We start from the raw sequence: 26,175 nt of genomic DNA on the forward strand, positions 1-26,175 counted from the left end.
CCAAGACCGGGGTTCGCGCATTGTCTTGGCAAGAAACGCCTTGGCAAGATGTGCCTTAGCCCGGAGTTCCGAAGATGCTCTTCAAGACCGTCATCGCGGCCGGCCTCGTGCTCGCCGGCTCCGCCGCCGCCCGCGCCGAGGGGACCACCCTCGACCAGGCCGGCATTCCCGCCCTCGACGTGCCGGGCTTCTCCGGGAGCGTGCCGTCCGGCATGCCGCTCTTCGCCGCCCTGCCCATGATGGCGCCGGGCGCCGAGGTGAACGTGCGCGGGATCGATACGAGCGGCCTCGTCGCCTTCGGTCCGTCGGTCCCGCAGATGGTCGACCCCAATGCCGACATCGCCACCGGTTCGCTGAAGAAGTAAGTCGATCGAAGCCGGGGCGCCCTGCCCCGGCTTGCCGAGCCTGGTGATCGACCCCGGCCGCCCGCACGTCACGGCGCAAGTCCGCCCGCCGCTGCGCGGTCCTGGACCGGCAGGGTGCGCGTGAGGGCCATCGCGATCCCGCGCGCGAAGTCAGGCGCTCAACGCCGCCACCCGCGCCGCCGCCTCGAACTCCTCCCGCCGCTTGGCGAGCCGCGCCTCGGCCTCGGCGTCCCGGCCCCAGACCTCGGCCTGGAAGGTCTCGTCGACATGGGCGGCCGCCCACCCTTCCGGCGGCGTCAGGCGACCGTGCAGGACGGCGAGCGCGATCAGCAGCGAGCCGGTGAGCGTCGTCATCGAGTGCAGGCCGGCGAGCGCCGTCGGGCTCCCCACGGCCTCGATCGCACGGCGCAGGGCCTGCACCGACGCCTCCGGCTGCGTGACGTGCATCACGCCCTCGCTCAGCACGAACCGAGCGCCGAGCGTCTCGTGCGCCCAGGCCAGCACCGGGTCCCAGGCGGCGGCTTGCGCCGCCACGAGCCGCGCCGGGTCGCCGGCCCGGTAGACGACGAGGTCGGTGCCGGCATAGGCCGACAGATCGTCGATCACCGCCTCGCGCCGCTCGGCCACCCCGTCGAGGGCCGAGTTGACGAGGCGGGTGAGCGGCATCCGCGCCGGATCGATGAACTCGCCTTGCGCGCCCCATTCCTCGGCCAGGGCCTCGGCCAGGGCGGCCTGCGCCACCGCGAGGCGGCGGCGGGCCGGGGTATGGGCCGGGCGGCCGTCGAGGACCAGGCGAAAGCCGTCCTCGGACGGCGCGACGCCGGCCTCCTTGTAAAAGCGCTTCGGCAGCGCGGGCTTCGCCGATTGGCGGGCGGCGCGGACCGGATCGGGCGAAGCCTCCGGGTCCCCGAGCCAGTCGCGGGTCACGTCGTTCGTCATGAGCACCCAGATAGGAGTTCGGGCCGGCGGTTGCGAGACGGGCTCACGCGGCCGCGACGCGCTCGAGGAGGGCCTCTTCGAGCGCCGACATGCTGTCCATCACCGCGTGAGCGCCGGCGTTCCGCAGCGCGTCCGAGGTGTGATAGCCCCAGGCGACGCCGAGGGCCGTGACATGGGCGCCCCGCGCCATCATCATGTCGTAGGTCGTGTCGCCGATCATCACGGTCTGCGCCGGCTCGGCCCCGGTCTCGGCCATCGCCTGCTCCAGCATCGCCGGGTGCGGTTTCGAGGGGGCGTCGTCGGCGGTCTGCACCGTGGCGAACCAGCCCTCCCAGCCATGGAGGGCGACGAGGTGATCGACGCCGCGGCGGGACTTGCCGGTGGCGATGCCGAGCTGCACGTGCGGCTCGCGGTTGAGCCGCGCCAGCAGCGCGGCGGCGCCGGGAAACAGCGCCTCGCGGATCTCGGCCTGGGCCCGCAGCCGGCCGAACGACTGCTTGTAGGCCTCGGAGAGGGCGACCACCGGCCCGTCCGCCCCGACGAGGGCGGTGAAGGCCTGCGGCAGCGACAGCCCGACCACCGAGAGCGAGCGTTCCCGCGTCGGCGCCGGCAGCCCCACCGCGGCGAAGGCTTCGCGTTGGGCCGCCACGATCATGTGCTGGCTGTCGACCAGGGTGCCGTCGACGTCGAAGACGATCAGGAGCATGGGTGTTCGGGCGCCTCGTTCCGGGCCGGACGGTGACCGGCCCGCGCGCATCCTCGAGGCTTCGTGCCTCGAAGCTCCCGGCCTCGAGGCTCTTGGCCTCGAAGCTAATGGCCTCGAAGCTCCTGGCCTCAGGGCTGAGACGGCTTGGCGCGGGCCGGCTGGCCCGGCTGGATCCGCTCATAGCCCAGGCGGCAGCGGATCAGGAAGCGGCGCCGCGCGCCGCCATGCAGGCTGCGCCGCTGCGAGGCGCGGTTGCAGGCAGCATAGCTCGGACGGCGCCGCCGGGGCGTCGCGGCGCGCTCCGTCCCGGCCGGCCGGGTCGCCTGTGCGCCGGTCTCGGCGGGGCCTGCGCCGCGGCCGTCCTGGCGGGTCTCTGGCCGAGCGTCCTGCCGCGTCTCCTGGCGACCCTCTTGCCGTCCCTCTTGCCGGCTCTCATGGCGGCCGTCCGGCCGAGCCGGCGCGGGCCTGCCGTCCGGCCGGGCGGTCGGGGCGGGCACCGGGTCCGGCACGGTGGGGGTCTGGGCCTGCGCCGTGCCGAGGGCGAGGACTCCGATCAGGCCGAGGCCGGCGAGCGCGGCGGGTTTCATCTGGCTTGTCTCACTCCCGATGGGCCGCGGGCCCGCGCTGGCGCCGTGGTCGCGACCGCCGGTGCTGAGAATAAGGCGCGCGGGCGTCCTGCCAAGGCCTCCCTCGCCGGCGCCTTCCTCCCCAAGGGCAGGAAGGCGGCTGGAGCGAGGACGGCCCCGGCGGCGTCACGCCTCCGGCGCCTCCACGATCGGGTCGTACCGGGACGCGTCGAAGCCGAGCAGGTTCCAGCTCTGCGCCATGTGGGGCGGCAGCGGCGCCGTCACGTCGATCGGCTTGGCGGTGCGCGGATGCGGGATCACGATGCGCCGGGCGAGCAGGTGCAGGCGGTTCTGCAGGCCGCCGGGCAGCTCCCAGTTCTCGATGTCGAAATACTTCGGGTCGCCGACCAGCGGGTGGCCGATATGCGCCGCGTGGGCGCGCAGCTGGTGAGTGCGCCCGGTGACCGGCTTCAGCGACAGCCAAGCCAGCTTCTGCCCGGCCTGGTCGACCAGGGCGTAGTAGGTCAGGGCGTGGCTCGCGCCCTCGTCGCCGTGCTTGGCCACCCGCATCCGGGCGTCGGCGTCGCCGATCTCCTCCTTGGCGAGGTAGGTCGAGATCCGGCCCTGGCGCACCTTCGGCACCCCGGCGGCGAGCGCCCAGTAGATCTTGCGCGCCGCCCGCGACCGGAAGGTCTTGGCGAGCGTCGCCGCGGCGAGCCGGGTCTTGGCGATGATCAGGCAGCCCGCCGTATCCTTGTCGAGGCGGTGGACGAGGCGCGGCTTCTGGCCGTCCTTGTCGCGCATCGCCTCGAGCAGGCCGTCGACGTGGCGGGTGGTGCCCGAGCCGCCCTGGACCGCGAGGCCGAACGGCTTGTTGAGCACCATCATGTCCTGGTCCTCGTAGAGGATCAGGGAGCGCAGGAAGGCCAGATCCCCCTCCGCCCGGGGCGAGCCCGGGGCCGGGGCACGCGCCTCGAGGCTCAGCGGCGGCACCCGCACGCTGGACCCGGGCTCGACCCGGTCGGCGGCCTTGGCGCGCTTGCCGTTCACCCGCAACTCGCCCTTGCGCACCAGGCTCTGGATGCGGGTGAAGGGCAGCTGCGGGAAGCGGGCCGAAAGGAAGCGGTCGATCCGCATCCCGGCCTCGTCCGGCGTCACCTCCAGGGTCTGCACCCCTGTGGCGAGGGCCTCGGCCGTCGCCTCGCGCAGGGCCCGGCGGGTCGGCGGCTTGGCCGTCGCGGGCTTGCCCGCCGCAGCCTCGGCCTCCGCGGGAGCGCGGCGCGGCGCATCGCCGGTCTCCCGGTGCTCGATCCGGCGATCGTCCCGCCCCGCATGCCGGTTCTCTTGCCGGTTCTCTTGCCGATCCTCGCGCCGGCGCGGCCGGGCCGGTGGACGGCCCTCCTGCTCGGCATTCCGTGCGGTGCGGGCGGGCGGGCGCTCGGATCTCGGCGTGTCCGATTTCGGCTTGGCGGGAAATTTCCCGGCCGGCACGCGGGCCGGCGCTTCGTCCCGTTCCCAGGGCGAGGCGTCGCTCATGTCGCGGCCGAAGGCGGGGCGGGCCGCCGTCGGAGGGGCGCGGTTGGAGACCACCAGGCCGGCGGCGCGCTCGGCGGCATCGCGGGCGGTGTTGCGTGGTCCGGTGCGGACCCGCGGCGGGCGGCCCGAGGCGGGTCCGCCCGGGCCGGTCCGCGACCGCCCGGAACCGCCGCGAGAAGGAGGCTTCGTCATGCGGCGGCTCGTAGCACCCGCGAGCCCTTCCGTCACGCCCGACACCTCGCCCCCTTGCGGGATTTGAGCTTTCGCCGCCGAATCAGGGTGTTGCCGTGCGTCCGAAAAGCTCAGGCCCAGGAGCAGGAGGCCCGGGCAAATCCCTCGCTGCGCCCGAGGGCCTCGGCGGCCGGGCCCTGCTCGAGCCCGAAACGCTGGGCCAGGTCGTCGGCCAGCGCGGCGAAATCGGCGGTGGCGCGGGCCTGCGGGCGGCAGCGGCGCAGCGGCTGGCGCCGGGCGAAGGCCTCGCTCACCGCCACGTCGACGCGCACGCCCCGGACCTGCTGGTCCGGCCCGAAGCCGGTGCGGAGCTGGGCCAGGGTCTCCCTCTCGACAGTGGTGCGCAGGTCGATCCGCATCGGCGCGATGGCGAGGCCGAGCGGCGCGGTGCGGAACCGCAGCATCGTCTCGTGGAACGAGCGGGCGAACTGGCGCACGCCGTCGAGCCCGAGCGGGTCGAGGGTGGTGGGGACCACCACGCCGCTGCTCGGCAGGAGGGCGCAGATCATCACCGCCCTGGCCGAGGGCGGCACGTCGATCAGGACGAGGTCGTAATCCGGCCGCAAGGGCGACAGGGCCGTGTCGAGGCAGTGACCGTCGTCATGACCCATCTGTCCGTTGAAGCTGCGGTCGGCCGGGATGATCGCGACGCCGTCCTCGTCCGTCGCCTGCACGGCGCCGTCGAAGCCGCCGCCCCTGCGGCGCAGCGGCGTATGGGCGTTGGGCAGGCCGAGTTCGGCCAGGGCGCTGAAGCCGAGCCCACTATGTCCCTGCGGATCGAGGTCGACGACGAGCACCCGGTAGCCCCGGCTGCCGAATTCGGCCGCCAGGTTGACGGTCGTCGTCGTCTTGCCGGTGCCGCCTTTGCAATTGGCGATCGAGAGAATGCGCGCCGCCATCACAGCCCCCGACCCGGCGAGACACGATGCAGGCCATCCTGGTGACACGTGACCCCAAGGTCACGAGGCGGCGACGGATGACCCAAGGTCACAAGGGCGCTGGAGCGCCCCATGACGTTCCGGCCGAGTTTCCGGTGGGATGGTTACCAAATCGTCACGCGCCGTCGCGCTCGCGGGATTTCCTGGTCTCCGCCCACCAGTCCAGGCGCTCGGCGATGCGGCGCTCGAACCCCCGCTCGGTCGGCGCGTAGAGCCGCTGACGGCCCAGCCGCTCCGGCCAGTAATCCTGGCCCGAGAAGGCGTCGGGCTCGTCGTGGTCGTAGCGGTAGCCCTCGCCGTAGCCGAGCTTGCGCATCAGCTTGGTCGGGGCATTGAGGATGGTGCGGGGCGGTGGCAGCGAGCCGTGCTCCTTGGCCAGGCGGGTCGCGGCCTTGTAGGCGGTGTAGACCGCGTTCGATTTCGGCGCCGTCGCGAGGTAGACGGCTGCCTGGGCCAGCGCCAGCTCGCCCTCCGGCGAGCCGAGGAAGTCGAACGCCTCCTTGGCCGCGTTCGCCACCGCCAGGGCCTGCGGGTCGGCCAGCCCGATATCCTCCACCGCCGCCCGCACCAGCCGGCGGGCGATGAACAGCCGGTCCTCGCCGGCATCGAGCATCCGGCAGAGATAGTAGAGGGCGGCGTCCGGGTCCGAGCCGCGGATCGTCTTGTGCAGCGCGGAGATCAGGTTGTAGTGGCCCTCCTGCGCCTTGTCGTAGACGGGGGCCCGGCGCTGGATCAGCCCCTGCAGGAGGCCTGCATCCAGGGTCTCGCCCGGGGCCGCCGAGCGCCACACCTCCTCGGCGAGGGTCAGGGCCGCCCGGCCGTCGCCGTCGGCCATCCGCACCAGCACCGCGCGCGCCTCGGCGTCGAGGGGCAGGGGCCGCCCGGTCACCGCCTCGGCCCGGTCGAGCAGCCGGGCGATCGCCGCCTCGTCGAGGGCGCGGAAGACCAGCACCCGGGCGCGGGACAGGAGCGCGGCGTTGAGCTCGAAGGACGGGTTCTCCGTCGTGGCGCCGACCAGCGTGACGGTGCCGTCCTCGACCACCGGCAGGAAGGCGTCGAGCTGGGCCCGGTTGAAGCGGTGGATCTCGTCGACGAAGAGCAGCGTGCCGCGGCCCGCCGCCCGCCGGGCCCGGGCCGCCTCGAACACCTTTCGGAGTTCGGCGACGCCGGAGAAGATCGCCGAGATCTGCTCGAAATGCAGGTCGGTCTCGCCGGCGAGCAGCCGCGCCACCGTGGTCTTGCCGGTGCCGGGAGGTCCCCACAGGATCAGCGAGCCGAGGTTGCGCCCGCGCAAGAGCCGGGTCAGCGCGCCGCCCTCCCCGGTCAGGTGCTCCTGCCCGACCACCTCGGCGAGGGTCGTCGGCCGCAAGGTGTCGGCGAGGGGGCGGGGAGCGTCGCGGTCGAGGCCCGCGGAGGCGAACAGGTCGGACATGCCCGCATCAACACCCACCGGGCGCGACGCCGCAAGAGCGCGACCGCCCTCACCCACCGCCGGCGAGGATGCCATCGCGCGGCGAAGCTGCTACCCTGCCGCCGGGATCACCCCCTACGCCGGCGCGCTTGCCGGGATCCGGTCTTCAGCCTAGCAAGCAGCATGCGATTCAACTTCAACGTCGTCGGCCCGGCGAGCTTCGAGCTCTGGATCGCGCCCGACGACATGCGCCGTACGCCACGCGTCCGCGTGGTCATGGACCGCACGCAGGAGGCCGTGATCGAGGCCTGGGTGCATTACCCGCAGCTGAAGGAGTTCGGCTGGCACGCCCACGGCATCTGCGGCTTCAAGCTCGACGGCACGAGCTGCCCCGGCCTCGATCAGGCCGCGCGCTACGACATCTACGACGGCGACACCAACATCCTGCTCTACCGGCACCGCGCCGATGCCTTCTATCGCCCGTCCCGCGTCCTCTCGCTCGACTACACGATCAACCAGGACAACCTCGCCCGCGACATGCTCTTCCCGGAATTCGCGATGGCGTATTTCGGCATCCACGATATCCATTTCGACTTGCTGCGCTGCATCATCGACATCAAGTACAGCGACTCGATGCTGCTGCAGGGCAGCCTGCTGCTGAAGCGCTACGAGGACGTGATCCAGAGCGGCGAGTACGTGAAGACGATCCTGGTCGTCGATCCCTATGTCGAGCTGGCCAAGCGCATCCTGTGGCTGCGCCGGATGGCGGAGATCGGCAAGGATCCGGCCCAGAGCTGGCGCATCGACCATCTCCAGGGCCCCTGCGCCTTCGCGGCCGGGCTCGACCTCGGCAGCACCTCGGCCCTGCGCAAGGGCTTCGACCGGATCGACATGGAGACCTTCGGCTTCCTGGAGAATCCGCTGACCCGCGACCTCTCCTGCACCTTTCCCGGGGAGTCGATGAAGCCGGGACACTGGACGCTCGCCATCGAGGCGCTGTCCCGCTTCCACGTCATCGGCCACCAGCATTTCTGGGGCGCCTACACGGCGATGCTGGCCGACGTGCTCAAGCTCGAAGGCCCCGCCCTGCCCGAGCGCCGGGTGCCCGAGCCGGTGCTCCAGCTCGCCGAGACCCTGAGCCGGGTGAAGAACACCCTCGGCCTCGTCGAGATGGACATCAACCTGAGCGACAAGGTCTACACGATCATCGAGGCGCAGTGGGAGAAGGCGTGACACATGCCCTCCCCGGGCTCCCCGTGTTACCCCCGCACCTCTGATCCTTGAGCGCGGGGCACGCCGGGACCGGCAGGGGACGGGCGCCCCGACCCCTGCCGGTCCCGGCGGTGCCCTGCCGGCGGCCGGTCAGCCGAAGGAGACCGTGCCCGGCGTCAGGCTGCTCCAGGTCGCGTGCTCGATCATCAGGTCGCCTGCCCCGAGATGCAGCAGCAGCCCGTCCGCCGTCTGCTCGCCGTGGTTGCGCAGTTCCGCGGTGCTCCGGAACGGGCTGCCGATGATCCTGATCCGGTCCTGCTCGACGTCGCTGAGGCGGAAATCCTCGATCGTCACGCGTCCGGACAGCCGCGCATCGACGACGAACAGGTCGTCGCCGAGGCCGCCGTTGAGCAGGTCGTTGCCGCCCCCGCCGGTGAGCCAGTCGTTGCCCTCGCCGCCATAGATCGCATCGTTGCCGCCCCGCCCGTCGAGCCGGTCGTCGCCCGCGCCGCCATAAAGGAGATCGCTCGCGCTCGTTCCGGTGATCGTGTCGTTCCCCGCCAAGCCGAAGACCCGCGATCCGGTGAGCGTGTCGTTCCCGGCCGTGCCCTGCCGAGCGGCCGTGTAGGCGACGTCCTGGTCGAACCGCTCGAAGGCGCCGCTCCAGGTCAGGTCTTCCAGCCGGTCGGACTCGAGCGCGTAGCTGCGCCCTCGCCCGGGGATCCCCGCATCGAGGAACGTCACCCGCTCGACGCCCGAGACGATGTCGAGGCCGTGGGACTTCGAGAAGAAGGCCGTGGTGCCATCCATCAGCCGCGATACGCTCCAGTCGCGCATCGTGCCCGACAATTCGAGCGTGTCGGTCCCGCTCCCGCCCTCGACCCGGTTCTGTCCGTCGCCCGGGCGGATCGTGTCGTCACCGGCCATGGCGTCGATGTAGTCGTTGCCGACATTGCCGCGGAGCCGGTCGTCGTATTGCGACCCGATCAGGAAGGCGGAATCCCCGACATGGTCGTGCCGGTCCGACGGGCGGTGCAGGTCCTCCACCCAGGTGACGCCGCGCGTCGCGCCGCTGAGATTGGAGACGATCACCAGGCTATCGCGGGCGGTCTCGTCGTAGAAGGCCGATTGCGTGATCCGCGCCACGGCGTCGGAGGTGAGGCCGGCGACATGGGCCGCCCAGCCGCCGGGAATGTTGTAGAGCGCGAAGGGGCCATACGGCCAAGCGGGATCGGCGTAATCGTCGCCGAACAGGATCAGGTTGTCGGTGGAGGAGCCGAGCGCGTAATCCTGCCCCATCAACCCGGGAGCCGCCTGTATCGCCTCGCCGAGTGAGTCGAAATCGCCGGCGGCGCGATGCACGACGTCGTTCTCGTACCCGATGTTGAGAACGCGGTCGTGGCCCTCGTAGGTGTAGGGAACCGCGTGGGCGATGTAGTTGCTGTCGGCGAAGAAGCCGCCGGCGAGCGTGTCGGCGTACTTCGCCATGACATTGGTGTAGGCGGCGCCGAGCGAGTAGCCGGTGACGATCACGTCGTCGGCCCCGAGCCCCTTGCCGATCGCGTAGTCGCGGACCGCCGTGAGCAGCGGGTTCATGTTGGGTGCGATCTCGCCGCTGTTGAGCTGCGTGTAATCGGCGAGGTCAACCGGCGAATTGGTGCCGACGAACGTGACCGAGAGGCGGCTGACCCGCCCGCGCGCGTCGCGCTCCTCGTAGATCTGCGCCTGCGGTCCCGAATAGGTCCGGCCCGTCAGCGGGCTCTCGATGATGTAGTAGCCATCGTGATCGACCGCGTCGGGGCCGAGACCGAGCGACGACGGCCCGACAGCCGACCAGCCGGCGGGGAGCGCGACGTTGGTCCTGTTGGCGGTCGCCCCGGGCGGCATCGCGCTCCCGAACGCGTTCGCCAGCGATGCGACCTGGATCCCGTAGATCCGTTCGAGCTGGCCGAACGACGCCAGCCTCAACGAGGTATTCGCCAGCTCAGCTGATTCCGCAGAGGAATATCGGCGATAGTCGAACATTCCCATGACGAATGATCCCCTGTGAGCGTAATGCGTCGCAGAAGACAGGCCGCATTCCCAAGAGTCAACCTTGGCGATTACGTACGAAAGGATGAGAAAACGCTCAGGCGGCTGCTATTTCAGATTGCATCGATCGATAGGTCTGCAATTGTCGCGCCGATGGGCTGAGTTTGCGACGATGTCGTCGCGCATGTCGGCCACGGCGTCTGCACCCCCATCCGTCGTCGCCACGTCGTCAGGACGCGCCGGCGATGGTGCGCCAGTTGGAGGAACGCGACGAAAACTATTCATTATTTTTTGATTGTTTCTTGCGCGTGTTTTCATTGATCTTAATTATAAAATATCCACCTACGAACAGAATTGTCCCTGTCTACAGGTGGATCAAGTCGGTACTGAACCGAGTATGACGACATCCGTCGGCAGGGTCCGGCGCGGTGCTCCGGGCCGCCGATGGTCACCCTCGACCATGCACGCGGCTCGGCTTCGGGCTGTTCCGATGCGTCAGCATCCCAAGCCCGCCGGGGCGATGCGCGCCCGCACCGCAAGGAGCCGCCGCTTCGGCCAGGCGCCGTGGCCTCGGCCGTGCGGCTACGATCCTGCCGATGCCATGTTCGAGTGAAGCGGCGCCGACGGATCGGTCGGCGCCTCGCCTTTGTCCCGTGCCCCTCCCGCCTCCCGGAGCCGCGCGATGGGACCCCGGGACGGCGCTTGCCGATGTCTGGCCGTGACCCCGCGCCTGCCGTTCAGGGCCGGCGATAGACCCACACCCGCGCGGGCGGCAGGTTGAGCCAGACCTTGTTCGAGCGGCTGGCGGTGTAGGTCGTGGACTTGGCCGGGATCGGCGGCACCACCGCATAGGTGAACTGCACGAACGGCGCGTCCGGGTGCATCAGGTCGTGGACGGCGCCCAGGAGGTCGAGGCGCTGCTCGAGGGGCTTGGTGAAGAGCGGGAGGCTCGAGATCGTGGCGCAGGCCGGCTCGTCGACGATGCCCGCGAGCGTCGCCCGGATGTCGTAGGCGTCGCCCTGCAGCACCGTGGCCTTGGGAAAGCGCCGGCGCAGCAGCTTGCAGAAATCCGGGTTGTACTCGACGAGCACCAGACGCTCCTGGGCGATGCCGCGGCGCACCAGCGCATCGGTCACCGGCCCGGTGCCCGGCCCGAGCTCGATCACCGGGCCGGTCAGGCGTGGATCGACGTAGGAGGCCATGGTGCGCGCGAGCATCCGGCCCGACGGCGTCACGGCGCCGGTGACCAGCGGCCGTTCGAACCACGAGCGCAGGAACCGCGCCTCGTCCTCCAGGATGTCGCGCTTCTTGGGCGGCTGCGAATGGGGCAGCGGGCTCGAGACCGCGACGGCTTTGGCCCTGGATCGGTGAGGCAAAGGCAAGACCGAAGACCCTTGAACACGCGAAAAAGTCGGATGGCGAACGGCTGTCGTTCAAAGGCGCGCCGCCGTCAAGCCTGACGCGCCCGCCCGAGACCCGCGAACCCCGCAATCCCGCTCGCGCGGGAGAACGCGCAACGGCTGCTTCGGTTCGCGGGGTGATGCGTCGGGTGCGGCCCGGGCCGCACCATCGGGGATCAGGCGCGGCCGGACCCGCTGAGGCCGTCGAAGAACTCCTTCACCCGGGAGAAGAAGCCGGCGCTCTCCGGGTGGTTGTCGGCCTGGGTGCCGTGAGTGTCGAATTCCTGCAGCAGCTCGCGCTGGCGCTTGGTGAGGTTCTGCGGCGTCTCGACGAAGACCTGGATGTAGAGGTCGCCGACGTCGCGCGAGCGCAGCACCGGCATGCCCTTGCCCTTGAGGCGAAACTGCTTGTTGGTCTGGGTGCCGGCCGGGACCCGGACCGAGGTGTGCGAGCCGTCGATCACCGGCACGGTGATCTCGCCGGACAAGGCGGCCGTCACCATCGAGATCGGCACGCGGCAGAACAGGTCGGCGCCGTCGCGCTGGAAGAACGGGTGCGGCTTGATCGCCAGGAAGATGTAGAGGTCCCCCGCCGGCCCGCCGCGCAGGCCCGATTCGCCCTCGCCGGCCAGGCGAATGCGCAGGCCGTCGTCGACGCCCGCCGGCACGTTGATCGACAGCGTGCGCTCGCGGGTGACGCGGCCCGCCCCCGAGCAGGCCGGGCACGGATCCTCGATGATCTCGCCGCGCCCCTGGCAGTTCGGGCAGGTGCGCTCGATGGCGAAGAACCCTTGCGCCGCCCGCACCCTTCCGTAGCCGGCGCAGGTCGGGCAGGTCTTGGGCTTCGAGCCGGCCTTGGCGCCCGAGCCGGCGCAGACCTCGCAAGTCACCGAGGTCGGCATCTTGATGGTCTCGGTCTTGCCGGTGAAGGCTTCCTCGAGGCTGATCTCGAGGTTGTAGCGCAGGTCGGCGCCGCGCTCGCGGCCCCCGCCCGGACGCCCGCCCTGGCCGCCGGGGCGTCCGCCGCCCGGGCCGCCGCGGGCATCGCCGAAGAAGGTGTCGAAGATGTCCGACATGAAGTCGCCGAACTCGTTGCCGAATCCGGGGCCGCCCTGCCCGCCCTGCGAGAAGGCGGCGTGGCCGAAGCGATCGTAGGCGGCGCGCTTCTGCCCATCGGACAGGCATTGATAGGCCTCGTTGAGCTCCTTGAACTTGAGCTCGGCCTCCTTGTCGCCGGGGTTGCGGTCGGGGTGGTAGACCATCGCCAGCTTGCGGAAGGCCGACTTCATCTCACCGTCGGTCGCGGTGCGGGCGACGCCCAGCACCTCGTAATAGTCGCGCTTCGACATTCCTGTCCCCGGCCCCGCCGTATCCCCGTCGGGCATCGTCCATACACGTCCGGTCCCCGGCGCCGTTATCGGGCGCCGGGGACCAGATCGATCTGCAAGTGTCCGGCCGCACGGATCTCAGATCCGTGCGGCGAGCTCAAGGCGTGTTTTTTACGCCCGCTTCTTCTGGTCCTTGTCGTCGACCTCCTGGAAGTCGGCGTCGATGACGTCGTCCTTCTTGGGCTCGGCGCCCGGGGCCGCACCCGCGGCGGCATCCGGCGCGGCCTGGCTTGCGGCATACATCGCCTCGCCGAGCTTCATCGAGGCCTGCATCAGGTCGGTGGTGCGGGCCTTGATCTGCTCGACGTCCTCGCCGGCCAGCGACTGGCGCAGGGCGTCGATGGCGGTGGTGATGGCGGCCTTGTCGGAGGCCGGCACCTTGTCGCCGTGCTCGGTCACCGACTTCTCGGTGGCGTGGATCAGGCTCTCGCCCTGGTTCTTCACCTCGACCAGCTCGCGGCGCTTCTTGTCGTCGGCCGCGTTGGCCTCCGCCTCCTGCACCATGCGCTGGATGTCGGCGTCGGACAGGCCGCCCGAGGCCTGGATGCGGATCTGATGCTCCTTGCCCGTCGCCTTGTCCTTGGCCGTCACGTTGACGATGCCGTTGGCGTCGATGTCGAAGGTCACCTCGATCTGCGGCAGGCCGCGCGGGGCCGGCGGGATGCCGACGAGGTCGAACTGGCCGAGCAGCTTGTTGTCGGCCGCCATCTCGCGCTCACCCTGGAAGACCCGGATGGTGACCGCGTTCTGGTTGTCTTCCGCCGTCGAGAACACCTGCGACTTCTTGGTCGGGATGGTAGTGTTGCGGTCGATCAGCCGGGTGAACACGCCGCCCAGGGTCTCGATGCCGAGCGAGAGCGGGGTCACGTCGAGGAGCAGCACGTCCTTGACGTCGCCCTGGAGCACGCCGGCCTGCACCGCGGCGCCGATCGCCACGACCTCGTCCGGGTTGACGCCCTTGTGGGGCTCCTTGCCGAAGAAGGTCTTCACCTGCTCCTGGACCTTCGGCATGCGGGTCATGCCGCCGACCAGGACCACCTCGTCGATCTCGGCCGCGGTGACGCCCGCATCCTTGAGCGCCTTGCGGCAGGGCTCGATGGTGCGCTGCACCAGGTCGTCGACCAGCGACTCGTACTTGGCGCGGCTGAGCTTCAGCGCCAGGTGCTTCGGGCCGCTCGCATCGGCGGTGATGTAGGGCAGGTTGATCTCGGTCTGGGTGGCGGAGGACAGCTCGATCTTCGCCTTCTCGGCGGCCTCCTTGAGGCGCTGGAGGGCGAGCTTGTCCTTGGTCAGGTCGATGCCCTGCTCACGCTTGAACTCGGCCGCCAGGTACTCGACGATGCGGTTGTCGAAATCCTCGCCGCCCAGGAACGTGTCGCCGTTGGTCGACTTCACCTCGAACACGCCGTCGCCGATCTCCAGGATCGAGACGTCGAAGGTGCCGCCGCCGAGGTCGTAGACCGCGATCAGGCCGGCCTTCTTCTTGTCGAGGCCGTAGGCGAGCGCCGCCGCGGTCGGCTCGTTGATGATGCGCAGCACCTCGAGGCCGGCGATCTTGCCGGCATCCTTGGTCGCCTGGCGCTGGGCGTCGTTGAAGTAGGCCGGGACGGTGATGACCGCCTGGGTGACCGGCTGGCCGAGATACGACTCGGCCGTCTCCTTCATCTTCTGCAGCGTGAAGGCGGAGATCTGCGACGGCGAGAACGGCTTGCCGTCCGCCTCGACCCAGGCGTCGCCGCCGTTCGAGCGGGCGATCTTGTAGGGGACGAGCCCCTTGTCCTTCTGCGTCATCGGGTCGTCGTAGGTCCGACCGATGAGGCGCTTGATCGCGAAGAAGGTGCGCTCGGGGTTCGTGACCGCCTGGCGCTTGGCCGGCTGGCCGACGAGCCGCTCGCCGTCGTCGGTGAAGGCGACGATCGACGGGGTGGTGCGCGCGCCTTCCGCGTTCTCGATGACCTTGGGCTGCGTGCCTTCCATCACGGCCACGCAGCTGTTCGTGGTGCCAAGGTCGATGCCGATGACTTTACCCATGGTGGGATCCCTCGTTGGTGTTTTTTAAGCAGACCGCCGAGCCCCGAAGCAGCTCGGCCCATGGCGGTACTTGATCGAATGGTTTGAGCCGAGGCGGGCGGACCGCGCCTCGCCGGGAACCCGGCGAGCGGGGGAGTTGCCCGCGCCGAGCCGGATATAAGAAGGCCGTTTCAGAGCCGCAAGGCGAGCCGGGCCGTGGCGCGCACGGCGAATCGCGGCCGGCGCCGGACTTCGTTTTTCCGGATCGTTGCCGCATCGCCGGCGGCCGGGACGCCGCGCGACAGGGGCCGCGCAGGCCCGCCGCGCGCTCACCCGTGCGGCCAAGCCGCCATGACAATGTTGCGGGCTTGCCACGCCCGTGCCACGGACCTCATGCTACGACCCTACGGGACGTCTGACCCGCGGGCGTCGATCCCACTTGCGCCGCTTCCACTTGCACCTGGAGCCTGATGCAGCCCGTTCGCCCCTCCCCCCGTCCGGTGGCCCTGCCGGTTCTGGCGGCCCTGCCCCTCGCGGTGGTCCTGATGGTGGCGCCGGCCCCGGCCTCGGCCCAGTCCTTCCTCGAGGAATTGTTCGGGATCGGCCGCGCCGCCCGCCCGCCGGTGCCGCCGGCCCCGGTCCCCGGCGGGCGGGCGCCCGGTGCCCCCGGCGAGGCGCCGCCCGAGGCCGCGCCCCGGCCGGCCCCGGCCCCGCCGGCCCCGCCGAAGCCCGTGGTGCTGAAGACCCCCAACGACGACGCGGTGCTCGGCCAGGATCTGCAGCAGAACGGCAATGCCGGGTCGCTCCGCCTCGACCGCGCCGGCGCCGGCTTCACCGCCCGCGTGACGCTGGCCGGCACCAAGATCTCGCAGCCGACCGAGGCCTGCAAGGTCGCCCTCGGCGACGGGCAGCCGCTGGCGCTCGCCGACCAGGGCAAGCCCAACGGCGTGACGCAGCTCGCCTCCTCGGGCTCGGCCTGCCCGCTGCGGTTCGAGATCCTGGAGGGCGGCGTGCTGGTGACGCCGCTCGCCGAGGCGGAATCCTGCGTCTTCACCGCCTCCGATTGCGCCACCACGCCGAAGGGCCTGTGGGGGCCGGGCGCCGCCACGCTGCTGCCGCGGGCGCAGGAATTCGACGCCGCCCGCGGCGTCGCCGACAAGGCGGTGCGCGAGAACTACAAGGTGATGACCCAGCGCGCCCGGCGCGAGGACGTGCGGCCGATCGTGACCGAGCAGGCCGCCTTCTCGTCCGACCGGGAGCAGATGTGCCGCGCCTATGTGCGCGAGGGCTCGCACGGCTTCTGCCACCTGCGCTTCTCCGAGGCGCGGGCGCTCTCGCTCGCCACCCGCCTCGGTCTGTCGGGCGCGGCGCCGACCGCCAGCAACGCCCCGCGGCCGGCGCGCAAGCGCCCCGCGCCGGCGGTCGAGGGGATGAATCCGGGCTTCGAGGCCGGCGCGCAGGACCAGTAGCGCGCGAGGCCCCCGTCAGGCGGGCAAAGGGGCGCTCAGGCGTGGCCGGCGGTGGTCGAGAGCATGGCCGGCTCGATGCCGATGCCGCGCAGGGCCCGGTCGTACTTGGTCTCCAGGGACGTGTTGAAGATCAGGTCCGGATCGGCCGGGCAGTGCAGCCAGCCATTGGCCTGGATCTCGCTCTCGAGCTGGCCGGCCTGCCAGCCGGCATAGCCGAGCGCCAGCACGGCGCTCGCCGGGCCCTTGCCGACGGCGATCGCCCGCAGGATCTCGATCGTCGCGGTGAGGCAGATGCCGTCGTCGATGAGCAGCGTCGACTGGTCGATGTGGAAATCGGGCGAGTGCAGCACGAAGCCCCGGCTCGCCTCGACCGGCCCGCCCATCAGCACCGGCATGTGGCCGATCCGGCTCGGCAGCCGGATGGCGTCGTCCTGGGCGATGATGTCGAGCTGGACCAGGAGGTCCGGCATGTTGAGGTCGGCGGCCGGCTTGTTGACGATGATCCCCATCGCCCCCTCCGCCGAATGCGCGCAGAGATAGATGACCGAGCGCGAGAACCGCTCGTCGGCCATGCCCGGCATCGCGACCAGCAGCTGCCCGTCGAGGTAGCTCGGTGCGCCGCGGGCCGGCGCCTCCCCGCTCTCGGCCCCCGCGTCGCCGCGCGGATCCGGCGCCGCTCCGGCGGCGTCCTGTGAGAGGAGATCCTGAGGAAATCTGCTGCGCATGATGCCCATGCTACGCCCCGCCCCGGCGTTGTCCATAGCCCGCCGTCGTGGTGAACGCGCGCGGGCGCCCACGGCTCCCGTACCGCTTGCCGCGGGCGCTCGCCTCGACTCGCCCGGACCGCCGCGCTAGACCCCGCCACTGGACCCCGCTTGGGCCCAAGGTCCCGGCGGGGCCGGCCCGGAGCGTTCTTCAGGAGAGCACGATGACGATCCAGGTCGGCGATCACCTGCCGCAGGCGACCTTCCGGGTCATGGGCCCCGAGGGCCCGGTGGCCAAGACCACCGACGACGTGTTCAAGGGCCGCCGGGTGGTGCTGGTGGCGGTGCCGGGCGCCTTCACGCCGACCTGCCACCGCAACCACCTCCCCGGCTACGTCACCCGGCGCGGCGACATCCTGGCCCGCGGCATCGACGCAATCGCGGTGACCTCGGTCAACGACGTGTTCGTGCTCGAGGCCTGGTCGAAATCGGCCGGCGCCGAGGGCATCGAGTTCCTGGCCGACGGCAACGGCGACTTCGCCAAGGCCCTCGGCCTCGACATGGACGGCACCGGCTTCGGCCTCGGCCTCCGCTCGAAGCGCTACGCCATGCTGGTCGAGGACGGCGTGGTGCGGGTGCTCAACGTCGAGGACGCGCCGTCGAAGGCGGACCTGTCGGGGGCGGAGACGCTGCTGAAGGCGTTGTGAGTGGTCTCGCCCTTGCCGGAGATGCGATCCGGCAGGGGCGAGCATGGGCCGCGCGCGGAACCCCATGGCATGCGGCTCCGTCGCTCTCCATCGCATGTTGCCGTGATCGGATGCCGTGATCAGGCAATAACGGTGGCGCCAGCTCCATCGTCAAGGATGATCGGCTCTCAGCCCTACTCGCCCCTTGGCCACTGACGTGCGGGTGGAGATCGCGCTGGTCATGGCCGGGAGCCGGCCGCGAGTTGCTCAGCGGCTCCTCGCATTCGCTGATGCGTCATGATCGAGTGGCATGAGGGGCAAATCCTGCGATCTCGCACGACAGCATCCAGAGCCGCTCGGCTTCACTGGGATCGACAGCATAAGGTCTAGCGCCGACGAATGTGGCCTCGTGCGCGACCGAAGCGACGTCGCAATCCTCGCAGTAGAGGCCACCGAGCTCCTCCAGTCGCGGCGACGTCGCTGCCCAGACCGCCGTCGCGGCGCCTTGTGCAGGCGTCTTGAAGGTCGGGTCGGCCGGAGCGCCGGTCGCGTCGAGCCAGCCGGCCGCCACCATCTCCTCCTGCGCCAGATGCCTCTGGAGCGGCGTAAAAATCTTGCCGGGATGGAGCGAGAAGGCCCGTATGCCCTCGCCACGTCCAACGCGATCGACGTGGAGTGCGAACAGGGCGTTGGCCGTTTTTGACTGCCCGTAGGCCAGCCACTTGTCGTAGCTCTGCGCGAACTGCACGTCGTTCCAGCGGATCGGCGAAGCATGGTGCCCGGCCGAGGAAACGGAGATCACGCGTGAGCGGCCGCGCAGCAGCGGCCAGAGCCGATGCGTCAGTGCGAAATGCCCGAGGTGGTTGGTCGCGAACTGGGCCTCCCACCCTGGCCCGGCCGCCGCTGCACGCTTGCGGCGCTCGCGGATCATGCCGGCATGTCGCATACAACCTTCGCCAGGCGCTTCCGTGATGCCGTGGGGCGTCCCCCGCTGGACTACCTGACGGCTTGGCGTATGCGACTGGCCGCCGATTGGCTGCAACGGACCGGTGTCAGCATCGCGAGCATCGCCTGCTCTGTCGGCTACGAATCCGAGGCAGCGTTCACCACGGCGTTTCATCGCGTGATGGGCCGCTCACCGCGTCGCTACCGGCGGAACACGTCGAACTGACATCGGGATTCTTGGAATTTGGATCCGTGGAATGGGCCAGGATGCCCAACCCGCGTGCGAGCCCGGTAAGCCGTGCGCTGCTTCCCCCCTTGCTCCGCTCCGATCAGGGGCCAAGCCGGTCAAGCAGTAAAAGTCCTCGACGGACCTCATGAACCAATGAGAATGCTGGAAATAATGGAGCGGGCGAAGGGATTCGAACCCTCGACCCCAACCTTGGCAAGGTTGTGCTCTACCCCTGAGCTACACCCGCTCACTCTGTCAGGCCTGTCGAACTTGGAGCGGGCGAAGGGATTCGAACCCTCGACCCCAACCTTGGCAAGGTTGTGCTCTACCCCTGAGCTACACCCGCCCAAACTCGTTCGGCCTCGTGGAAAAACTGGAGCGGGCGAAGGGATTCGAACCCTCGACCCCAACCTTGGCAAGGTTGTGCTCTACCCCTGAGCTACACCCGCTCGCTGTTTTCCGCCGGCGTCACCGTGGCGGCGCCGATGAGCGGCATAAACACCATTCCGCCGGGGAGCGCAAGAGGTTGCGGCGTCGGTTGCGGAGCCGGCTTTCCGGCCCTCGCTACCAGGTGGCGGCCGGGGGAAGCCCGTCCCGGATCTCGGCGAGCCGCGCCCGCGTCGCCGGGGTCGTCTGGGGCGGCAGGGCGTCGAGGGGGAAGAACGCGGCCTCGGCGATCTCGCGGTCGGGGCGCTTCGGTACCGGCACCGTGAAGGTGCGGGCGACGTAGAGCGCGACGTGATCGCGGCGCGAGGCGCGGTCGTTGAAGTAGAAGCCGTGCAGGACCGGCGCGGCGCTCGCGTCGAGGACGATCCCGGTCTCCTCGCGGAACTCCCGGATCATCGCCGCGAGCGCCGTCTCGCCCGGCTCGACGCCGCCGCCCGGCAGGTGCCAGCCGTCCATGTAGGTGTGGCGCACGAGGCAGACGCGGTTCTCCGCATCGATCGCCGCCCCGCGCACCCCGAGGGTCATGCCGCGGGTGACGCGCCAGACGAGGTGGGCGGCCCGCATCAGGAGGGCCTGTCGGCGCGTCATCCCGCTCCCCCTCAGACCACCGTCAGGCGGATCTCGCCGACGCCGTCGATCGTCCCGACCATGGTCTGGCCGCGGGTCACCGCGCCGACGCCCTCCGGCGTGCCGGCGAAGATCACGTCGCCGGGCTCCAGGGCGAAGTAGGTCGAGAGATAGGCGATCTGCTCGGCGACCGACCAGATCATGTCGGAGAGGTCGCCCTTCTGGCGTAAGGAGCCGTCGACGGAGAGCGTGATCGCGCCGGTGTCCGGATGGCCAATCACGGAAGCGGGCTTGAGGGTCCCGACCGGGCCCGACAAGTCCGCGGCCTTGCCGAGCTCCCAGGAGCGCCGCAGCGCCTTGGCGTCGTCCTGGAGGTCGCGGCGGGTCATGTCGAGGCCCACCGCGTAGCCGTAGACGTGGTCGAGCGCCTGGTCGACCGGGATGTCGCGGCCACCCTTGGCCAGCGCCACCACCAGCTCGACCTCGTGATGGTAGTTCTCGGTCTTCGGCGGGTAGGGATGCTCGACGGTCTGTCCGTCCGGCACCACCTGGAGCGCGTCGGCGGGTTTCATGAAGAAGAACGGCGGCTCGCGGGTCGGATCGGCGCCCATCTCGCGGGCATGCGCGGCGAAGTTGCGCCCGACGCAGTAGACCCGGCGCACGGGAAACAGGTCGTCGGTGCCTTGGATCGGGAGCGCGGTGCGCGGCGGGTTCGGGATCACGGAAAGCATGGGCCTGCGGTCTCGGGCGATGGTTCACGAAGGGCCGCGCATCTTGGAAAAAAGGCCGGCCCACCGCTATCTAGAGGGCAGGTTCGCGGCGCGCCATCCCGCCCTGCCGCAACTCTCTTCCCCGCAAACGATTCGCCCCGGCACCTCTCCGTGACCCACAGCCTCCTCGACACGCTCGCGGCCCGCCTCGGTCCGGCGCATGTCCTCACCGCCGAGACCGACCTCGCCCCCCACCTCGCGGAGACCCGCGGCCTCTACCGGGGCCGGGCGCTGGCGGTGCTGCGCCCGCGCGACACCGCGGAGGTCACCTTCGCGGTCAGAACCTGCGCCGAGGCGCGGGTGCCGGTGGTGGCCCATGGCGGCAATACCGGGCTCGTCGGCGGCGGCGTGCCGTTCGGCGGCGTGGTGATCTCGCTCGCCCGCCTCGACCGGGTGCGGGCGGTCGATCCGCTCGACGCCACCATCACGGTCGAGGCCGGCTGCGTGCTGGCCAACGTCCAGGCCGCCGCCGAGGCGGCGGGCATGCTGTTTCCCCTGTCGCTCGCCTCCGAGGGCTCGTGCCGGATCGGCGGCAACCTCGCGACCAATGCCGGCGGCACCGCGGTGCTCGCCTACGGCAATGCCCGCGAGCTGACGCTCGGCCTCGAGGTGGTGCTGGCCGACGGGCAGGTCTGGAACGGCCTGCGGGCGCTCCGCAAGGACAATTCCGGCTACGACCTGAAGAACCTCTTCGTCGGCTCGGAGGGCACCCTCGGCATCATCACGGCGGCGGTGCTGCGGCTGCATCCGCGGCCGGTCTCGAAGGCGACCGCGTTCCTCGGCCTGTCGTCCGCCCGCGCGGCGCTCGACGCCTTCGGGACCTTGCGCGGCCGGCTCGGGCCGCGGCTCACCGCCTTCGAGTACGTGCCGCGCTTCCCCCTGGAGGTGGTGTTGCGCCACCTGCCCGGCGCCGTGCGGCCGCTCGCCGGCGACCATCACTCCTACGCCCTCGTCGAACTCTCCTCGCCGGCGCCGGACGCCGACGAGGAGCTGGAGGCCGCTTCAAGCGACCTGATCGAGGCCGGCCTCGCCGAGGACGCGGTGCTGGCCCAGAGCGAGGCGCAAGCCGCCGCCCTGTGGCGCCTGCGCGAGAGCCTGTCGGAGATGCAGGGGCACGAGGGCGGCTCGATCAAGCACGACGTCTCGGTGCCGGTCTCCCGGGTGGCGGAGTTCCTGGAGCGGGCGGGCGCCGCCTGCGAGGCGGCCCTGCCGGGGGTGCGGGTCTGCGCCTTCGGGCATTTCGGCGACGGCAACATCCACTTCAACCTGACGCAGCCGGTCGGGGCCGAGAAGGCGGCCTTCCTCGCCGAGTGGCCGCGCTTCAACCGCATCGTCCACGACATCGTCCACGCCCTGGACGGCTCGATCGCCGCCGAGCACGGCGTCGGGCTGATCAAGCGCGACGAGCTGCCCCGCTACAAGGACCCGGTCGCCCTCGACCTGATGCGCCGCCTGAAGGGCGCCCTCGACCCGCACGGGATCCTCAATCCCGGCAAGGTGCTGGCCGCGGACGGCGCGCCGGAGGCGTTTCCCGCCCAAAAGGCGCGCTCCGGCACGGCCGCATGATCTCCCTGTTCGGCCGGGCTCCGGCCGCGCCGGCCGGGCTCACCGCCGCCTCGCTGCTGGGCGCCTTCGAGAGCCTCGGCGACAATTGCGAGTTCGGCATCGCCCAGCGCTATGCCGGGGTCGACCCGCTCGGGTTGTTCCGCCTGTCCTCGGCGCCGATCGCCGACCTCACCCACGCGGTCGAGACGCGGTTCGCGCATTACGGCGCGCCGGGCGACATCGAGGTCCGGGTCGGGGCCGGCGGCTACCTGTTCTGCCACAGCCGGGCCTACGCCTTCGCCTACCATACCGGCGACACGGCGCCCCGGGTGCGGCCGGCCGACATCCTCGACCGGGAGATCCGCCGGGTCGCCTACCTGAAGGAACGGCTGCTCGCCGACCTCGCCGAGGGCGACAAGATCCTGGTCCGCAAGGGACCGCCGGGGGAGACCGAGGCGGCGGTCCGGCGCCTCCTGGCCGGCCTGCGGGCGATCGGCCCGGTGACGCTGCTGCGGGTCTGCGCGGCCGAGACCGTCGTGCCGGGTCAGGGGCATGGCGCCGTGAGCTGGCGCGGCGAGGGCCTGATGCAGGGCGTGCTGCCACATTTCGCTCCCTACGCGGCGGCAACCGATGCCGATCTCGAAGGCTGGCTCGCCGTCTGCGGCCGCGCCTACGCCCTGCGCCACAGCCTGGTCGCACCGCCGCCCCTCGCGCCGGCCGGTCCGCCGCTCTTCGCGGCGCCCGAGACCCTCCGCCACGTGCTTCCCGCCGCGGCGCCCGATCCGGGAACGCTCGCCGGCGCCCGGCCGGTGGCCGGCCTGCGGCCGAACCGCCTCCACACCGTCGCGGCGGAGATCCGCCTGCCCGAGGATTTCACCGGCACCCGCGCCGCCCTCACCTTCGTCGATGCCGCGCCCCATGCCCGCCGCGAGGCGGATCCCGCCGGCCGGGGCACCTGGCAGACCGTCTACACGGCGACCCGGACGCGCAAGCGCCAGACCGAGATGACCATCGGGCTGATGCTGGCTGGGCCGTCCGGGACGGCGGTCGAGACGCGGAACTGGCGGGTGACCGAGGGGTGCCTGCCGGGGGTGGGGTAAAGCACCCTCTGCTCGGCAGAACAGCAAAACCAGGACGCGGGCCCCCTCTCCCGTGTGGGAAACGGAGCCCGCGTTTGTATGGGTATCGGGGTGGATGAGACGGACAACGTCTTGCCCGTCGCGTTCCCACCCTGTGAGTTCGGGGAATGGCCCTATCCCGTCTCCACCACCATCGGCAGATCCCCCGGTGGCGCGTAGCCGGCGAGGTCGAGCACCCATCGTCCCTCCCCGTCGGCGGTGAAGCCGAGGCGCGGGTAGAGGTCGGCCACCATCCCGTTGCGCCCGCTCGGGCGGTAGAGCCCGACGAGCCTGCGGGCGCCCCGGCGCGCGGCTTCCGCCGCCAGCGCCGACAGGGTCCCCTCCTCGACCCGCCGCCCGAGCACGCGGCAGCTCATCAGCCAGGTCTCGACGTTGAGATCCCGCTCCGCGAGCCGGCCGATGACCACCGCGATGACGCCGTTGTCGCCGAGGCGGTCGGTCAGGCGCAGCTGCAGCGTGACGGCGTCCGGATCGTCGATCAGCGCCGCCGCCTCGGCCTCGCGCAGCCGCCGCGTCGTCAGGTTGAACTGGTTGGTCTTGTTGACGAGCTGGACGATGCGCGGCAGCCCGACGGCGTCGAAGGACCGCCACGTCAGCCGCATGCCGAGCCCGGCGAGCGTGCCGGCGAGGTCGGTGGCGGCATCGCCGGCCGTCGGGATCCGCCGGGCATAGGCCTGCGCCCGCACGCGGTCCTCGTCGGTCAGGGCCACGGCCTCGCAATAGCCGGCATCCGCCAGGCAGCGGGCGACCAGGGCCGGCTCGTCGGGCACCTCCGGCACCGCCACCATCGGCAGGTGCTGGCGCACCAGGGCGCGCTCGAACGGGCTGTCGTCGACGAAGACCAGGGCGTCGAGGCCGAGCCGCAGCTCCTGCGCGATGCGCCGGAGATTGGAAGCCTTGTCGTCCCAGTTCGCCACGAAGGCGGCGAAATCGGAGAGGCGCAGGAGCATGTCGGGATGCTCGGCGAAGGGCTGGCGCGCGGTGGCGGGATCGTTCTTCGAGCAGACGGCGAGCAGGATGCCGCGGCGGGCGAGGTCGCGGGCATAGGCCTGGAGCGCCAGGAAGGATTCCCCGAGCGCGCTCCCCTGCCCCACGACGATCCCGGAAAGCCCGTCCTCGCCGATCGTCCCACCCCAGAGCGTGTCGTCGAGGTCGAGCACCAGCACCTTCGCCGAGCAGCCGAGCCGGGCGCCGACGAGCCGCGCGACGAGGTCGCCGTAGAGCGGGGCGGCGGCCGGGCTCACCGCCTGGCGGGCCCGCAGCCACAGCGCCGGATCGTGCCAGGCATCGATCCCGTAGCGCGACACGGCGTCGTCGAGGGCGAGGAGATCGACGCCCTCCTCGGCCGCCGCGTCCCGCAGGGCGCCGTTGAACCGTGCGGTGCGGGCGGCGAGCGAGCCCGGCATCCGATGCTCGTTGCCGCCCATCAGCGGCAGCGCGGCCGGCAGCAGCGTCTGCTGGACCAGCGTGCAGCGGTGGACGGCCCGCGCCCGGTCCCAGAGGCGCTTCAGGTGGTCGAGGGCCCCGGTCACGTCCCCGGTGCCGGCGGCGGGGTCATGCGGCCCGAGGAGGTCGGCGGCGTCGGGCGCGAGGAGCAGGGTGCCGGGCCGGGCGGCCCGCAGGGTCTCGCTCTCGATCGCCTCGCGGTACTGCCCGTAGGGTCCCTCGACGACCGTGAGCCGGAGGTCGCGGCGCAGCGCCCCGACCCGGATCCCGGCGGCGAGGTGCGACAGGGTCGAGGAGCCGAGCAGCGCGAGGCCGTACGCCTCGCAGTCCGAGAAGCGCCGTTGCAGCACCCGGTCGAGCCGGTTGGTCCGCGCCGGGTCGAGGCGAGTTTGGCTGAGTGCCTTCAGGGCGTCCCAGGCCTCGGCCTCCGGCAGCGCCTCGACCGCCGCGAGGCGGGCGGCGAAGTCGGACGGGGCCGCGGGCAGCCAGTGGAGGTCGGCCGTCACCGTTCCGCCTTGCGGGCGACGAGGCCTGCGAGGTCGCCGACCGTGGCGAGACCGTCGACCTCCCGGGTGGTGAGCTTGAGGCCGAACCGCGCCTCGACGGCGATGATCAGCTCGATCATCCGGGTCGAGTCCCAGCCCTCGACGTCATCGGCGGTCAGCTCCGGCGCGAGGGCGACCGGTTCGCCGAACACCTCCTCGAACAGCGGCGCCAGCGCCGCGAGCGCGGCCTCCTCGGTCACGGTGCCAGCCGCGCGGTCAGGATCTTCAGGCTCGCCCCGGCGAACAGGGCCGCGAAGGCACCGTCGAACCAGCGCCGCAGGCGGCGATAGCCGGCAGACATGCGGCGATTCGAGAACAGCCAGGCGTAGCCGGTGAAGATCAGCGTGCTCTGCACGCCCACCGCGCCGATCACCAGGGCCAGTTCCGCGGGCGAGGTTCGGGCCGAGATCCCGAGCGTGTAGAGCGAACCGAAGAACAGGATCGCCTTCGGGTTGGTCAGGTGCAGCGCGAGCCCTCTCGCATAGGCGCGCGACGCGGTCGCGGCGTTCGTCCGCGCCGCGGCCGGCGCGCCCCGGATCGCGCTGCGGGCCGACTTCACCGCCAGAAACATCAGGTAGGCGGCGCCGGCATAGCGCAGGATCTCGAGCGCCCAGGCGCTCGACGCCATCACCGCCGCGAGGCCGAGCGCGGCGGCGATCGACCAGGTCAGCGAGCCGGTCGTGACGCCGAGCGCGAGCATCAGCCCGGCGCGGCGCCCGGCCTGCATCGCCGTGTCGGCGATCGCCAGCGTCGCCGGGCCGGGGCTGGCGCTGGAGACGAACGCCGCCGCGAGGATGAGGGGGAGATCGATCGAGAGGGTCATCGGGCCGCCCAGTCGGTGAGGCGCCGTCACGGTCGCCGGCCCGACAGACTTGCCGCGGGCGGTGGCCGTTCCGCAAGGGCCCAGGCCTGATCCCGATCGCCGGTCGTGTCATGCAGCGGCGCGAGCC

General features: G+C 71.3%; 23 protein-coding genes, 3 tRNA genes and 1 pseudogene. 7 read left to right on the forward strand and 20 right to left on the reverse strand.

Annotated features, from left to right (window positions below; genetic code table 11):
• The first annotated feature begins 74 nt into the window (after window positions 1-74).
• On the forward strand, window positions 75-365 hold the full coding sequence (locus tag FF100_RS10665) for a hypothetical protein (RefSeq protein WP_139035719.1): 291 nt from the start codon (window positions 75-77) through the stop codon (window positions 363-365).
• 150 nt (window positions 366-515) lie between these two features.
• Here the strand turns inward: FF100_RS10665 and FF100_RS10670 are convergent, their stop codons facing one another.
• From FF100_RS10670 to FF100_RS10695, 6 genes are all read right to left on the reverse strand, one after another.
• The gene (locus FF100_RS10670; protein ID WP_139035720.1) at window positions 516-1,304 is read right to left on the reverse strand and encodes an ATP12 family chaperone protein; all 789 of its coding nucleotides are present in this window, start codon (window positions 1,302-1,304) and stop codon (window positions 516-518) included.
• A 43-nt stretch (window positions 1,305-1,347) separates the two neighbouring features.
• Window positions 1,348-2,010, reverse strand: coding sequence for an HAD-IA family hydrolase (locus FF100_RS10675; RefSeq protein WP_139035721.1), 663 nt, complete (start codon window positions 2,008-2,010; stop codon window positions 1,348-1,350).
• Window positions 2,011-2,138: 128 nt separating this feature from the next.
• Complete coding sequence (locus tag FF100_RS10680; protein WP_139035722.1) at window positions 2,139-2,597, reverse strand: hypothetical protein; 459 nt, start codon at window positions 2,595-2,597, stop codon at window positions 2,139-2,141.
• Window positions 2,598-2,762: 165 nt separating this feature from the next.
• Entirely contained in the window at window positions 2,763-4,304 is a 1,542-nt protein-coding gene (locus FF100_RS10685; protein ID WP_139035723.1) for an RluA family pseudouridine synthase, read from the reverse strand.
• Window positions 4,305-4,414: 110 nt separating this feature from the next.
• A complete protein-coding gene (locus FF100_RS10690) occupies window positions 4,415-5,242 on the reverse strand; it encodes a ParA family protein (protein ID WP_139035724.1) in 828 nt (275 codons plus the stop codon).
• A 154-nt stretch (window positions 5,243-5,396) separates the two neighbouring features.
• Window positions 5,397-6,713 (reverse strand): replication-associated recombination protein A, encoded by a 1,317-nt coding sequence (locus FF100_RS10695; protein ID WP_139035725.1) that lies wholly within the window; start codon window positions 6,711-6,713, stop codon window positions 5,397-5,399.
• A 162-nt stretch (window positions 6,714-6,875) separates the two neighbouring features.
• On the opposite strand from FF100_RS10695, the gene FF100_RS10700 reads away from it, so the two are divergent.
• On the forward strand, window positions 6,876-7,925 hold the full coding sequence (locus FF100_RS10700; protein WP_139035726.1) for a hypothetical protein: 1,050 nt from the start codon (window positions 6,876-6,878) through the stop codon (window positions 7,923-7,925).
• A 129-nt stretch (window positions 7,926-8,054) separates the two neighbouring features.
• Here FF100_RS10700 and FF100_RS10705 read toward each other — a convergent pair whose 3' ends face one another.
• From FF100_RS10705 to dnaK, 4 genes are all read right to left on the reverse strand, one after another.
• Window positions 8,055-9,872: a calcium-binding protein gene (locus tag FF100_RS10705; RefSeq protein ID WP_139035727.1), complete on the reverse strand. Its 1,818-nt coding sequence runs from the start codon at window positions 9,870-9,872 to the stop codon at window positions 8,055-8,057.
• Window positions 9,873-10,672: 800 nt separating this feature from the next.
• A complete protein-coding gene (locus tag FF100_RS10710; RefSeq protein WP_425463300.1) occupies window positions 10,673-11,317 on the reverse strand; it encodes a class I SAM-dependent methyltransferase in 645 nt (214 codons plus the stop codon).
• 194 nt (window positions 11,318-11,511) lie between these two features.
• Window positions 11,512-12,684, reverse strand: coding sequence for a molecular chaperone DnaJ (gene dnaJ / locus FF100_RS10715; protein ID WP_139035729.1), 1,173 nt, complete (start codon window positions 12,682-12,684; stop codon window positions 11,512-11,514).
• Between the two features lie 150 nt (window positions 12,685-12,834).
• Entirely contained in the window at window positions 12,835-14,754 is a 1,920-nt protein-coding gene (dnaK, locus tag FF100_RS10720) for a molecular chaperone DnaK (RefSeq protein WP_139035730.1), read from the reverse strand.
• A 449-nt stretch (window positions 14,755-15,203) separates the two neighbouring features.
• Here dnaK and FF100_RS10725 point away from each other — a divergent pair, with 449 nt between their 5' ends.
• The gene (locus FF100_RS10725) at window positions 15,204-16,202 is read left to right on the forward strand and encodes a hypothetical protein (RefSeq protein ID WP_246102013.1); all 999 of its coding nucleotides are present in this window, start codon (window positions 15,204-15,206) and stop codon (window positions 16,200-16,202) included.
• 35 nt (window positions 16,203-16,237) lie between these two features.
• Here the strand turns inward: FF100_RS10725 and FF100_RS10730 are convergent, their stop codons facing one another.
• Window positions 16,238-16,927 (reverse strand): YqgE/AlgH family protein, encoded by a 690-nt coding sequence (locus tag FF100_RS10730; protein ID WP_281287274.1) that lies wholly within the window; start codon window positions 16,925-16,927, stop codon window positions 16,238-16,240.
• A 203-nt stretch (window positions 16,928-17,130) separates the two neighbouring features.
• Here FF100_RS10730 and FF100_RS10735 point away from each other — a divergent pair, with 203 nt between their 5' ends.
• Window positions 17,131-17,613 carry a peroxiredoxin gene (locus FF100_RS10735; protein WP_139035731.1) on the forward strand — a complete coding sequence of 161 codons (483 nt, stop codon included), beginning with the start codon at window positions 17,131-17,133 and terminating at the stop codon, window positions 17,611-17,613.
• A 274-nt stretch (window positions 17,614-17,887) separates the two neighbouring features.
• Here the strand turns inward: FF100_RS10735 and FF100_RS10740 are convergent.
• Window positions 17,888-18,487, reverse strand: a pseudogene (locus FF100_RS10740) (SDR family NAD(P)-dependent oxidoreductase); the annotation flags it as partial.
• A 42-nt stretch (window positions 18,488-18,529) separates the two neighbouring features.
• Between FF100_RS10740 and FF100_RS10745 the strand changes: the two are divergent.
• Window positions 18,530-18,763, forward strand: a complete 234-nt coding sequence (locus FF100_RS10745) for a helix-turn-helix transcriptional regulator (protein ID WP_246102014.1) — start codon at window positions 18,530-18,532, stop codon at window positions 18,761-18,763.
• Window positions 18,764-18,938: 175 nt separating this feature from the next.
• On the opposite strand, the gene FF100_RS10750 is transcribed toward FF100_RS10745, so the two are convergent.
• The 5 genes from FF100_RS10750 to FF100_RS10770 all read right to left on the reverse strand — a co-directional run bounded on the left by FF100_RS10750 (window position 18,939) and on the right by FF100_RS10770 (window position 20,511).
• Window positions 18,939-19,013: transfer RNA gene (locus FF100_RS10750), tRNA-Gly, on the reverse strand.
• Window positions 19,014-19,037: 24 nt separating this feature from the next.
• Window positions 19,038-19,112 (reverse strand) — tRNA-Gly (locus tag FF100_RS10755).
• Window positions 19,113-19,140: 28 nt separating this feature from the next.
• Window positions 19,141-19,215, reverse strand: a tRNA-Gly gene (locus FF100_RS10760).
• Between the two features lie 115 nt (window positions 19,216-19,330).
• Window positions 19,331-19,801, reverse strand: a complete 471-nt coding sequence (locus FF100_RS10765) for an NUDIX domain-containing protein (protein WP_139035733.1) — start codon at window positions 19,799-19,801, stop codon at window positions 19,331-19,333.
• 11 nt (window positions 19,802-19,812) lie between these two features.
• Window positions 19,813-20,511: a fumarylacetoacetate hydrolase family protein gene (locus FF100_RS10770; RefSeq protein ID WP_139035734.1), complete on the reverse strand. Its 699-nt coding sequence runs from the start codon at window positions 20,509-20,511 to the stop codon at window positions 19,813-19,815.
• 150 nt (window positions 20,512-20,661) lie between these two features.
• Between FF100_RS10770 and FF100_RS10775 the strand changes: the two genes are divergently transcribed.
• Together FF100_RS10775 and FF100_RS10780 are read left to right on the forward strand one after the other, a co-directional pair.
• Window positions 20,662-22,116 carry an FAD-binding oxidoreductase gene (locus FF100_RS10775; RefSeq protein WP_246102015.1) on the forward strand — a complete coding sequence of 485 codons (1,455 nt, stop codon included), beginning with the start codon at window positions 20,662-20,664 and terminating at the stop codon, window positions 22,114-22,116.
• Entirely contained in the window at window positions 22,113-23,195 is a 1,083-nt protein-coding gene (locus FF100_RS10780) for a hypothetical protein (RefSeq protein ID WP_139035736.1), read from the forward strand. The genes FF100_RS10775 and FF100_RS10780 overlap by 4 nt, the downstream gene beginning before the upstream one ends.
• A gap of 152 nt (window positions 23,196-23,347) precedes the next feature.
• Here FF100_RS10780 and FF100_RS10785 read toward each other — a convergent pair whose 3' ends face one another.
• Genes FF100_RS10785 through FF100_RS10795 form a run of 3 tightly spaced genes read right to left on the reverse strand, consistent with a single transcriptional unit; the run spans window position 23,348 to window position 26,048 of the window.
• Entirely contained in the window at window positions 23,348-25,186 is a 1,839-nt protein-coding gene (locus FF100_RS10785) for an HAD-IIIC family phosphatase (protein WP_139035737.1), read from the reverse strand.
• On the reverse strand, window positions 25,183-25,425 hold the full coding sequence (locus FF100_RS10790) for an acyl carrier protein (RefSeq protein WP_139035738.1): 243 nt from the start codon (window positions 25,423-25,425) through the stop codon (window positions 25,183-25,185). The genes FF100_RS10785 and FF100_RS10790 overlap by 4 nt, the downstream gene beginning before the upstream one ends.
• Window positions 25,422-26,048 (reverse strand): LysE family translocator, encoded by a 627-nt coding sequence (locus FF100_RS10795; RefSeq protein WP_139035739.1) that lies wholly within the window; start codon window positions 26,046-26,048, stop codon window positions 25,422-25,424. Before FF100_RS10795 ends, FF100_RS10790 begins: the two co-directional genes overlap by 4 nt.
• Window positions 26,049-26,175: the final 127 nt, after the last annotated feature.

This window comes from Methylobacterium terricola, from assembly GCF_006151805.1.
In the GTDB taxonomy this organism is placed as follows: Bacteria; Pseudomonadota; Alphaproteobacteria; order Rhizobiales; family Beijerinckiaceae; genus Methylobacterium; species Methylobacterium terricola.